Origin of the sequence: Collimonas fungivorans (genome assembly GCF_001584145.1) — a bacterium.
Lineage (GTDB): Bacteria > Pseudomonadota > Gammaproteobacteria > Burkholderiales > Burkholderiaceae_D > Collimonas > Collimonas fungivorans.
On record NZ_CP013232.1, the window covers coordinates 4,792,269 to 4,804,521 of the forward strand.

At 56.5% G+C, this 12,253-nt stretch carries 5 protein-coding genes and 3 pseudogenes; 2 read left to right on the forward strand and 6 right to left on the reverse strand.

The window, feature by feature from the left end; genetic code table 11:
* Nucleotides 1-209: 209 nt before the first annotated feature.
* From CFter6_RS27070 to CFter6_RS25795, 4 genes and pseudogenes are all read right to left on the reverse strand, one after another.
* A pseudogene (locus CFter6_RS27070) lies at nucleotides 210-323 on the reverse strand (ESPR domain-containing protein); the annotation flags it as partial.
* Between the two features lie 98 nt (nucleotides 324-421).
* Nucleotides 422-592 (reverse strand): hypothetical protein, encoded by a 171-nt coding sequence (locus CFter6_RS26095; RefSeq protein ID WP_167351430.1) that lies wholly within the window; start codon nucleotides 590-592, stop codon nucleotides 422-424.
* Nucleotides 593-1,038: 446 nt separating this feature from the next.
* A complete protein-coding gene (locus tag CFter6_RS27075) occupies nucleotides 1,039-1,476 on the reverse strand; it encodes a hypothetical protein (protein WP_082815052.1) in 438 nt (145 codons plus the stop codon).
* A gap of 672 nt (nucleotides 1,477-2,148) precedes the next feature.
* Nucleotides 2,149-10,512: pseudogene (locus tag CFter6_RS25795) on the reverse strand (beta strand repeat-containing protein); the annotation flags it as partial.
* A 175-nt stretch (nucleotides 10,513-10,687) separates the two neighbouring features.
* On the opposite strand from CFter6_RS25795, the gene CFter6_RS26995 reads away from it, so the two are divergent.
* Both CFter6_RS26995 and CFter6_RS27000 read left to right on the forward strand, forming a co-directional pair.
* The gene (locus tag CFter6_RS26995) at nucleotides 10,688-10,975 is read left to right on the forward strand and encodes a hypothetical protein (protein ID WP_236904436.1); all 288 of its coding nucleotides are present in this window, start codon (nucleotides 10,688-10,690) and stop codon (nucleotides 10,973-10,975) included.
* Between the two features lie 15 nt (nucleotides 10,976-10,990).
* Nucleotides 10,991-11,167, forward strand: a complete 177-nt coding sequence (locus CFter6_RS27000; RefSeq protein WP_236904437.1) for a hypothetical protein — start codon at nucleotides 10,991-10,993, stop codon at nucleotides 11,165-11,167.
* A gap of 83 nt (nucleotides 11,168-11,250) precedes the next feature.
* Here the strand turns inward: CFter6_RS27000 and CFter6_RS27005 are convergent.
* Together CFter6_RS27005 and CFter6_RS20990 are read right to left on the reverse strand one after the other, a co-directional pair.
* A pseudogene (locus CFter6_RS27005) lies at nucleotides 11,251-11,334 on the reverse strand (ESPR domain-containing protein); the annotation flags it as partial.
* 122 nt (nucleotides 11,335-11,456) lie between these two features.
* Nucleotides 11,457-11,969: a DUF4019 domain-containing protein gene (locus CFter6_RS20990; RefSeq protein WP_082814926.1), complete on the reverse strand. Its 513-nt coding sequence runs from the start codon at nucleotides 11,967-11,969 to the stop codon at nucleotides 11,457-11,459.
* Nucleotides 11,970-12,253: the final 284 nt, after the last annotated feature.

Below are 12,253 nucleotides of genomic sequence, written 5' to 3' on the forward strand. Positions count from 1 at the left end.
AAACCGCTGCCATCGGTAAAAGTACCGGTGGTACTTGTGCCGTCCACGCCGGTAAAGGCAAGCCCTATATTGGTATTACAGCCAACCGGGGTAATGGTGGAGGCATAACCTGACAAGGGCAACGCCAGTGCCAGTGCCAGGACCGACGTCTTTAAGGGGAAGTCTCCGCTCAGCAGATATCTCCAGCCGGCGTCCCCTGCCGAAACAGGCGCGCTCGCGGAACGGCTCGAACCTGTTTGTTTACCCTTTGCGGCGACCAGTTCCGAAACGGCAACCCAGGTACCCAGGATTTGGCTGTAGACGGTGCGGTAAATTTTATTCATGGTTGGCTCGATGCAAAAGTAGGTGCGAAAAATAGATGCGAAAGTAGGCGCGGCTTACGGCAAGAGATCAGCTTGATCACGCAGGAAAAAGGGAAAAACTAGGCGGCGAACAGATAGCGGACGGCGGACAACAAGCGTTCCGCAGTGCCGGCGGAAAACATCATGCTCAGGGGGAACAGCAAAGCCAGGCCAAGGGCTGGCGCAGCGTTAAAAGTCGCACTTGCGGACGGTAATGGTGTGGTGCTGGGCACCCGACGTAATTTGTTCATTTTTCCCTCCCAGGAAATTCAGCGTTGTTATTACCGCAAGGAACTCTTTAATCACATCAAGGTGGCGGAGGCGAAGTGATCGGCGTCACGTTCGTCTCAACTGCCGGTATCAAGAGCCCAGACAATTCAGAAGACAGCCGAAATTTATCACCGCATCTCGTTCCATTTTTCGCAACTTAACAATCTTTGACACCGTGTAACATTGGTTCACACTTTCTTTTCCCTATGGCAACTTTGTGTCTCACGGATGCCACTAAATCACTCATTTTCAACATGGTATTTTGACAATACCATCAAAAACAAATGTCAAATCTTCGCCCGAGCACCTGGCCGACAAAATCGCAAGGCGACAAAAAACCCGCAATAACTTGGCGTCATTGCGGGTTTTTCGGTGCTGCTTTCTTGTTACATACTGGGCCGGGCGATCCGGCCGCCATCGAGGCAGGTCACCAGAGCTTGAAGTCGACTCCGGCCGATACACCCCAGACACTGCCGGTGGTGCTCACGCCGACGCCCCAGGTATTGTTGCCGCTGCTGGTTTTTGCCCTGAATTGCAAAGCAAGCGCGCCATAACCCTGGTAAGAGCCGATACCTACCCCCATCCGCCCTTCGCCGCGCTCCAGCGCCGTGGTCACGGCACCCGCCATCGCCATGCTCATGGCGACGCCTGAATAAGCGATCCGCTGCACGGTGCCAATCTGGTTTTGCACGCTATGGAGCTGCGACACATTCACCGCATCGGTCGGATTGACCCCTGGAGCCACATTGGTGATGCGGCGCTCGTTGCCGGCGGAACCGACCGATACCGTATTGGCCTGGTCCGCCACCGAGTACGCGCCTAGCGCTACGGAGTTGTTCGCCGTAGCCTGCGATTCGGCGCCCATCGCTACCGAATTGTTACCGGAAGCCAATGCGTTGTTGCCGATTGCCACCGTCGGATCGCCGGTCGCCCGGGCGTTGTAGCCGATCGCCACCGAGCCGGCCTGCGAAGCCAGGGCACGGAAGCCGACCGCCGTGGTATTGGTGTCGGTTGCCTGCGCATTTGAACCGATCGCTGTCGCGCCATCCTTGGTAGCTTGCGCGCACAGGCCGGTGCCGGTGGCATCCACGCCACTGACGCTGCCGCAGGTGGCGGCGTTGACATTGTTGACTGCCGTACCGCTGGTGCCGCGGGTCTGCACCGAACCGTTGCTGTTGGCGCCGCCGATAGTCGTCGCCCCAATCGTCGAGCCGTTGGCGCTGGCAGCGTTGGCGCCGTCCACCAACGGCTTGAGCGACGTCGACAGGGAAGTTGCGCCATTGGCGATGTTGTTCAGGCCGGTGGAGAGCGACGTCACCGTGCTCAAGCCGGTCGACAAGGAGGATATGCCAGTAGACAGGGAAGAAATCCCGCTCGAAGTCGAGGTCGACAGCGAACTTACATTGCTGTTCGTGTTGGACAGGCCGGTCGACAGCGAATTGACGTTCGAGGTGCTGCTCGACAGCCCTGTGGACAATGAATTGATGCTGCTGGTGTTGGTCGACAGGCCGGCAGAAGTCGAGGTCGACAGCGAGTTGACGTTGCTATTCGTTGTGCTCAGGCCGGTGGACAGCGAGCCGAGGCCGGCCGAAGTCGACGTCGACAGCGAGTTCAGCTGGCTGAGATTGACGGCATCGGTATTTTGCGTACCGGCTGCCACGTTGATGATCTGCCGTTCCTTGCCCGCCGAACCGACTGACACCACATTGATGCGATCCGTGCCAAGGACTGATTGATTGATCGAATTGGCGCCGATCGCCACCGAATTCGAACCGGCGCTCACCTGGGCGTTATCCGAACCATCCAGCTTGCCGTCCGCCTTGAAGTAGTTGGCGACACCCGAGTTTTGCAGGCTGGTCGACAACGACGTGACGTTGCTATTGGTGCTGCTCAAGCCCGTGGACAAAGAGCCCACATTGCTGATGGTAGTGCTCAATCCGGTCGACAGAGATCCGATGTTGCTTGTGGTGGCGCTCAGGCCGGTGGACAGTGAAGCGACGCCGGTCGAAGTCGAGGTCGATAGCGACGAGACATTGCTGTTGGTTGTACTCAGGCCAGTAGACAACGAAGCGACGCCAGTCGATGTCGAAGTCGACAACGAGGAGACATTGCTGTTCGTGGTGCTCAAGCCGGTCGAAGTTGACGTCGACAGCGAGGCGATACCGGTGGATGTCGAGGTCGACAGTGACGAGACATTACTGTTGGTTGTGCTCAGACCTGTCGACAATGAAGCAACGCCCGTCGACGTCGAGGTCGACAGCGACGACACATTACTGTTGGTCGTACTCAGACCTGTGGACAGCGACGCGACGCCCGTTGATGTTGAAGTCGATAACGATGCAATGCCAGTCGATGTCGATGTCGACAGCGATGTTACGTTGCTATTAGTTGTGCTCAGGCCGGTGGACAGCGAAGCAACGCCCGTCGACGTCGAGGTCGACAGCGACGAGACATTGCTGTTGGTTGTGCTTAGGCCGGTAGACAGCGAAGCAACACCGGTCGAAGTCGACGTCGACAACGATGAGACATTGCTGTTGGTTGTACTCAGGCCGCTGGACAGTGAAGCCACACCAGTTGATGTTGAGGTCGACAGTGACGAGACATTGCTGTTGGTTGTGCTCAGGCCGGTGGACAGCGAAGCGACGCCCGTTGATGTAGAGGTCGACAACGACGAGACATTGCTGTTGGTTGTACTCAAACCGGTGGACAGCGAAGCGACACCAGTCGACGTCGACGTCGACAACGACGACACGTTGCTGTTGGTTGTGCTCAGGCCGGTGGACAACGAAGCGACGCCGGTTGATGTCGAAGTCGACAACGAAGAGACATTGCTGTTCGTGGTACTCAAGCCGGTCGAGGTAGATGTCGACAGCGAGGCGATACCGGTTGATGTCGAGGTCGACAGCGACGACACATTGCTGTTGGTTGTACTCAAGCCAGTGGACAACGAAGCGACGCCAGTCGATGTCGAAGTCGACAACGAAGAGACGTTACTGTTAGTCGTGCTCAAGCCAGTCGAGGTAGATGTCGACAGCGAGGCGATACCGGTGGATGTCGAGGTCGACAGAGACGTTACGTTGCTGTTGGTTGTACTCAAGCCAGTAGACAACGAAGCGACGCCGGTCGAAGTCGAGGTCGATAGCGACGAGACATTGCTGTTGGTTGTACTCAGGCCAGTGGACAACGAAGCAACGCCAGTCGATGTCGAAGTCGACAACGATGAGACATTGCTGTTCGTGGTGCTCAAGCCGGTCGAAGTGGAAGTCGACAGCGAGGCGATGCCTGTGGACGTCGAGGTCGACAGCGACGACACGTTGCTGTTGGTTGTGCTCAAACCGGTAGACAATGAAGCAACGCCGGTTGATGTCGAAGTCGACAACGACGAGACATTGCTGTTCGTGGTACTCAAGCCGGTCGAGGTAGATGTCGACAGCGAGGCGATACCGGTAGATGTCGAGGTCGACAGAGACGTTACGTTGCTGTTGGTTGTACTCAGGCCAGTGGACAACGAAGCGACGCCAGTCGATGTCGAAGTCGACAACGAAGAGACGTTACTGTTAGTCGTGCTCAGGCCGGTCGAGGTAGATGTCGACAGCGAGGCGATACCGGTTGATGCCGAGGTCGACAGCGACGAGACATTGCTGTTGGTTGTACTCAGGCCAGTGGACAACGAAGCAACACCCGTTGATGTCGAAGTCGACAGCGACGAGACATTACTGTTCGTGGTGCTCAAGCCAGTCGAGGTAGATGTCGACAGCGAGGCGATACCGGTGGATGTCGAGGTCGACAGAGACGTTACGTTGCTGTTGGTTGTACTCAGGCCGGTGGACAGTGAAGCCACACCAGTTGATGTTGAGGTCGACAGTGACGAGACATTACTGTTGGTTGTACTCAAACCGGTCGACAACGAAGCGACGCCCGTTGATGTCGAGGTCGACAATGACGAGACATTACTGTTGGTTGTGCTCAGGCCGGTGGACAGCGAAGCGACTCCCGTCGATGTCGACGTCGACAGCGATGTCACGTTGCTATTAGTTGTGCTCAAGCCGGTGGACAGTGAAGACACACCCGTCGACGTCGAAGTCGACAGTGACGACACATTACTGTTGGTTGTACTCAGACCGGTGGACAGCGAAGCAACGCCCGTCGACGTCGAGGTCGACAGCGACGAGACATTGCTGTTGGTCGTGCTTAGGCCGGTAGACAGCGAAGCAACACCGGTCGAAGTCGACGTCGACAGCGAGGACACGTTGCTATTAGTTGTGCTCAAGCCGGTGGACAGTGAAGACACACCCGTCGACGTCGAGGTCGACAACGACGACACATTACTGTTGGTTGTACTCAAACCGGTCGACAACGAAGCGACGCCGGTTGATGTAGAGGTCGACAGCGAGGACACATTGCTATTCGTTGTACTCAAACCAGTGGACAGTGAAGCAACACCCGTCGACGTCGAGGTCGACAGCGACGAGACATTACTGTTGGTTGTACTCAGGCCGGTGGACAGCGAAGCAACGCCCGTCGACGTCGAGGTCGACAACGACGAAACATTGCTGTTGGTTGTACTCAGGCCGGTAGACAGCGAAGCAACACCGGTCGAAGTCGACGTCGACAACGACGACACATTACTGTTGGTCGTACTCAGACCTGTGGACAGCGACGCGACGCCCGTTGATGTTGAAGTCGATAACGATGCAATGCCAGTCGATGTCGATGTCGACAGCGATGTTACGTTGCTATTAGTTGTGCTCAGGCCGGTGGACAGCGAAGCAACACCCGTCGACGTCGAGGTCGACAGCGACGAGACATTGCTGTTGGTTGTGCTTAGGCCGGTAGACAGCGAAGCAACACCGGTCGAAGTCGACGTCGACAGCGAGGACACGTTGCTATTAGTTGTGCTCAAGCCGGTGGACAATGAAGACACACCCGTCGACGTCGAGGTCGACAACGACGACACATTACTGTTGGTTGTACTCAAACCGGTGGACAGCGAAGCGACACCAGTCGACGTCGACGTCGACAACGACGACACGTTGCTGTTGGTTGTGCTCAGGCCGGTGGACAACGAAGCGACGCCGGTTGATGTCGAAGTCGACAACGATGACACGTTGCTGTTGGTTGTGCTCAAACCGGTAGACAATGAAGCAACGCCGGTTGATGTCGAGGTCGACAGCGACGAGACATTACTGTTCGTGGTGCTCAGGCCAGTAGACAACGAAGCGGCGCCAGTCGATGTCGAAGTCGACAACGAAGAGACGTTACTGTTAGTCGTGCTCAGACCGGTCGAGGTAGATGTCGACAGCGAGGCGATACCGGTAGATGTCGAGGTCGACAGAGACGTTACGTTGCTGTTGGTTGTACTCAGGCCAGTAGACAACGAAGCGACGCCAGTCGATGTCGAAGTCGATAACGATGAGACATTACTGTTCGTGGTACTCAGGCCGGTCGAGGTTGATGTCGACAGCGAAGCTATACCGGTAGATGTCGAGGTCGACAACGACGAGACATTGCTGTTGGTTGTACTCAAGCCAGTGGACAACGAAGCGACGCCAGTCGATGTCGAAGTCGACAACGAAGAGACGTTACTGTTAGTCGTGCTCAAGCCAGTCGAGGTAGATGTCGACAGCGAGGCGATACCGGTGGATGTCGAGGTCGACAGAGACGTTACGTTGCTGTTGGTTGTACTCAGGCCAGTGGACAGCGAAGCGACGCCAGTTGATGTCGAAGTCGACAGCGAAGAGACGTTACTGTTGGTGGTGCTCAAGCCGGTCGAAGTTGATGTCGACAGCGATGCGATGCCCGTGGACGTCGAGGTCGATAGCGACGAGACATTGCTGTTGGTTGTACTCAGGCCAGTGGACAACGAAGCAACGCCCGTTGATGCCGAAGTCGACAACGAGGAGACATTGCTGTTCGTGGTGCTCAGGCCAGTCGAGGTAGATGTCGACAGCGATGCGATGCCCGTGGACGTCGAGGTCGACAGCGACGACACATTGCTGTTGGTTGTACTCAGGCCAGTAGACAACGAAGCAACGCCAGTTGATGTCGAAGTCGACAGCGAAGAGACGTTACTGTTCGTGGTACTCAAGCCGGTCGAAGTTGACGTCGACAGCGAGGCGATGCCCGTGGACGTCGAAGTCGATAATGACGAGACATTACTATTCGTGGTGCTTAGGCCGGTCGAGGTTGAGGTCGACAGCGAAGTTACGTTGCTGTTAGTGGTACTCAGACCAGTAGACAACGAAGCAACGCCAGTCGATGTCGAAGTCGATAACGATGAGACATTACTGTTCGTGGCGCTCAGGCCGGTCGAGGTTGATGTCGACAGCGAAGCTATACCGGTAGATGTCGAGGTCGACAACGACGAGACATTGCTGTTGGTTGTACTCAGGCCAGTGGACAACGAAGCAACGCCAGTCGATGTCGAAGTCGACAACGAAGAGACGTTACTATTAGTCGTGCTCAGACCGGTCGAGGTAGATGTCGACAGCGACGACACATTACTGTTCGTGGTACTCAGGCCAGTCGAGGTTGAAGTCGACAGCGACGATACATTGCTGTTGGTTGTGCTCAGTCCAGTAGACAACGAAGCGACGCCCGTTGATGTCGAAGTCGACAGCGAAGAGACATTACTGTTAGTCGTGCTCAGACCAGTCGAGGTAGATGTCGACAGCGAGATGATACCGGTCGATGTCGAGGTCGACAGCGACGACACATTGCTGTTGGTTGTACTCAGGCCAGTGGACAACGAAGCAACGCCCGTCGATGTCGAAGTCGACAGCGACGAGACATTGCTGTTATTCGTGCTCAGGCCAGTCGAGGTAGATGTCGACAGCGAGGCGATACCGGTGGATGTCGAGGTCGACAGAGACGTTACGTTGCTGTTGGTTGTACTCAGACCGGTCGACAGCGATACGATGCCAGTGGACGTCGAGGTCGATAGCGACGAGACATTGCTGTTCGTGGTGCTCAGGCCGGTCGAGGTTGATGTCGACAGCGAAGCGATACCGGTAGATGTCGAGGTCGACAACGATGAGACATTACTGTTCGTGGTGCTCAGGCCAGTGGACAACGAAGCAACGCCAGTCGATGTCGATGTCGACAGCGAAGAGACGTTACTGTTAGTCGTGCTCAGGCCGGTCGAAGTTGACGTCGACAGCGAAGCGATACCGGTAGATGTCGAGGTCGACAGAGACCTTACGTTGCTGTTGGTTGTACTCAGCCCAGTGGACAACGAGGCGACGCCAGTTGATGTCGAAGTCGACAACGAGGAGACATTGCTGTTCGTGGTGCTCAGGCCGGTCGAGGTTGAAGTCGACAGCGAAGCGATACCGGTTGATGTCGAGGTCGACAACGACGAGACATTGCTGTTCGTGGTGCTCAGGCCGGTCGAGGTTGATGTCGACAGCGAAGCTATACCGGTAGATGTCGAGGTCGACAACGATGAGACATTACTGTTCGTGGTGCTCAGGCCAGTGGACAACGAAGCGACGCCAGTCGATGTCGAAGTCGACAGCGAAGAGACGTTACTGTTAGTCGTGCTCAGGCCGGTCGAGGTTGATGTCGACAGCGAAGCGATACCGGTTGATGTCGAGGTCGACAACGACGAGACATTGCTGTTGGTTGTACTCAAGCCAGTAGACAACGAAGCGACGCCGGTCGAAGTCGAGGTCGACAACGATGAGACATTACTGTTCGTGGTGCTCAAGCCAGTGGACAACGAAGCAACGCCCGTTGATGTCGAAGTCGACAACGACGAGACATTACTGTTTGTGGTGCTCAAGCCGGTGGACAACGAAGCAACGCCAGTTGATGTCGAAGTCGACAGCGAAGAGACGTTACTGTTAGTCGTGCTCAGGCCGGTCGAGGTAGATGTTGACAGCGAAGCGATACCGGTTGATGTCGAGGTCGACAGCGACGACACATTGCTGTTGGTTGTACTCAGGCCAGTGGACAGCGAAGCGACGCCTGTCGATGTCGAAGTCGACAGCGAAGAGACGTTACTGTTCGTAGTGCTCAGGCCAGTCGAGGTTGATGTCGACAACGATGAGACATTGCTGTTCGTGGTGCTCAGGCCAGTGGACAGCGAAGTGACTCCGGTTGATGTCGAGGTCGACAGCGACGACACGTTGCTGTTGGTTGTACTCAGGCCAGTGGACAACGAAGCGACGCCTGTTGATGTCGAGGTCGACAACGATGAGACATTACTGTTCGTGGTACTCAGGCCAGCGGACAACGAAGCGACGCCCGTTGATGTCGAAGTCGACAGCGACGAGACATTGCTGTTGGTTGTACTCAGGCCAGCAGACAACGAAGCGACGCCAGTCGATGTCGAAGTCGACAACGATGAGACATTGCTGTTCGTGGTGCTCAAGCCGGTCGAAGTTGACGTCGACAGCGATGCGATGCCCGTGGACGTCGAGGTCGACAACGATGAGACATTGCTGTTCGTGGTGCTCAGGCCGGTCGAGGTTGAAGTCGACAGCGAAATTACGTTGTTGTTCGTGGTGCTCAAGCCAGTGGACAACGAAGCGACGCCAGTTGATGCAGAAGTCGACAGCGAAGCGATGCCGGTAGATGTCGAGGTCGACAGCGACGCCACATTGCTGTTGGTTGTACTCAGACCAGTGGAAGTCGATGTGGAGAGCGACGAGACATTACTGTTTGTGGTGCTCAGGCCGGTCGAGGTGGACGTCGACAGCGAATTCAGCTGGCTGACATTCACGGCGTCAGTGATGGCCGTACCTGCCGCCAGGTTAGTAATCTTCTGGCCACTATTGTCTATGCCATGGGTGGTCGTTGCGCCGGTAACAGTAAGCCCGGCGGTCGTGATGCCGGTCGACAGCGAAGCGACCGTTGTGCTCAAGCCTGTGGACAAGGATGTCACGCCACTCTGCGCCGTGCTGATGCCGGTCGACGTCGAGGTAGACAGCGAAGAGATGCCGGTAGACGTTGATGTCGACAACGACGCCACATTGCTGTTGGTCGTGCTCAGACCAGTCGATGTGGAAGTCGACAACGATGTCACACTGCTTTTGGTTGTACTCAGACCTGTGGAGGTTGAAGTCGACAACGACGAGACATTGCTGTTGGTGGTGCTCAGGCCGGTTGAGGCCGAGGTTGACAACGAATTAATGCCAGTAGACGCCGAAGTCGATAGCGATGAGACATTACTGTTAGTGGTGCTCAAGCCGGTCGAGGTAGAGGTCGATAGCGAAGTCATGCCGCTGTTAGTCGTACTCAACCCTGTTGATGTCGAGGTGGACAGTGAAGCAATCCCGGTCGAAGCCGATGTCGACAGCGAAGTCACGCTGCTGCTGGCCGTGCTCAGACCTGTGGAGGTCGACGTCGATAGCGATGAAACATTGCTGTTGGCGGTGCTCAGGCCTGTCGATGTCGATGTCGACAACGATGAGACATTACTGTTTGTGGTGCTCAAGCCGGTCGAGGTGGAGGTCGATAGCGAAGTCACGCCGCTGTTAGTCGTACTCAATCCTGTTGACGTCGAGGTGGACAGTGAAGCAATCCCGGTCGAAGCCGATGTCGACAGCGATGCCACGCTGCTGCTGGCGGTGCTCAGACCTGTGGAGGTCGACGTCGATAGCGATGAAACATTGTTGTTGACAGTGCTCAGGCCTGTCGAGGCCGAGGTCGATAGCGAAGTCACGTTGCTGTTAGTTGTGCTCAAACCAGTCGAGGTAGAAGTCGACAACGAGGCGATGCCGGTAGATGTCGACGTCGACAACGATGCCACATTGCTGCTTACGGTGCTCAAGCCGGTCGATGCCGATGTGGACAACGAAGTCACACTGCTTTTGGTCGTGCTCAAGCCGGTCGACAGGGAAACGGTAACCGTCGACAGCTGAGAAACGTTCACCGCGTCGTTTTGCCCGACACCAGCGGCAACACCTGTGATAGTGCGATTGCCGACATTGACTTCCCCCGCAGAAGTCTGCGCCGCGCTCAGGCCGTAGGCTGTGTAACCTGTTTGCGCACCTACCGTGGTAGCCGAATTATTACCCAGCGCCACGCTGTTGGCGTTATTTGCAGTCGCGCCCGTGCCAATGGCGATGCCATTGACGACCGTTGTAGTCGCACCATTGCCGAAGACCATGGAGTTGGTAGCTGCAGCGGAGGTGCTGGATGCCTGTCCGATTGCAATCGACTGGTCGCCATTGGCGGTTGCGCCCGCCACGGTACCGCCGTTGCCGCCGCCGATCGCGACCGATGACGCTCCGGTGGTTACAGCGTCATTTCCCAGAGAGAAAGAACCTTTTCCGCTGGCCTTGGCGCCAGAGCCGATCGCGGTCGAACTGCCGTCTACTGCAGTAGCGGAGGCGTTGTTGCCTATCGCAATATTGTAGCCGCCGCCGCCACTCGTGGTCGCGCCGCTGCCCAAGGCCACGTCGGAGGTATTGGAGGCATTGGCGTTGAAACCTATCGCGGTTGCGTTGGTGCCGTTGGCAGTCGCCCGCCCCGTCCCGGCTGAGGTGCCGGCGCCAATCGCAATGCCGGTAGTGCTGGCCGTACCGACAGTCGAGCTGCTGCCGACATAGCTTGCCTGCGCCGTTGGCGCATAACCCGCCGCGGCCGCGGCCATGACGATAGCCGCTGCTGCCGCCACCGTTGACTTGCTGCGCTTGCCGCGCGCCGCAGTATTTTCGGAGACGGCAACCCAGGCGCCGAGCGCTTCGCTGTAGACGGTACGGTAAACTTTATTCATGAAAGACTCGATTCAAGATGTGGTGAGGCTTGCGACATGGGATCGGACCGATCGCGCAAGCGAGATCACATGGGAAAAATTGGGAAATAATTGAGAAGAGCTGTGGAAATGCCGGCGCGGCGTCATTTCGCTGCGGTCTCTGCCGGGCCGTACTGGTAGCCGACCGGCACCCAGCGCTGGTTCTGCCAGACCAGAGCAACCTTTTCCCAGGCACGCGCCTTGGCATAACCGGATACAAAGGTGACGCTGGAAAATTCGCCGCGAGGCAGGCTGGGGTGATCGATCTGGTGCTCCATCGCCTGCCAGACGCGCTTGTCGGGTGCCGCGCCATACTGGTTGTGCATGGTGCCGATGTAAGCGACCCAGGCGGTGCGGTCGGACTGTTCTTTCATCAAGGCGGCGCTTTGTTCCCACATCTGCCCGGCCTGGCCGGCATCGGCCAAAGCCAGCCATTGCTTGGCTGCATCAATCGCGGCGTCGGCGGATTGCGCCATTGCGGCCCCCGACAACAGCATGCCTGCAGCAAATAACGCGAGCAGCTTCGCCTGCCTCAGTGACCAGCGGAACATGCTGCCCAGGATCCCGGCGTTATCGGACATGGTTGTAATCGATATCATTTGATGCAATTTACTCATCTTTTCACCTTGAAAATCTGACGTTCTATGACCAAAAAGAACTCGGCTTCATCGCATCAAAGACAGGAGGTTCAAGTGACTTGGGCACTTGCCTCGACCTCGATTGAAAAATCTGGAGCTCAGGCATTTTGCCGGGCAGGCGGAATCCAGCCCCGCAACTTCCCTTATTTAAAATTAACAATATTGGACTTTATGTAACATTCTTTGATGTTCTAAGTTCTTCTTGCCCGCCGTTTGATCGCATCAAAAACAGTCAACCCAAACTTGCATCCGGCCAGCCCTGC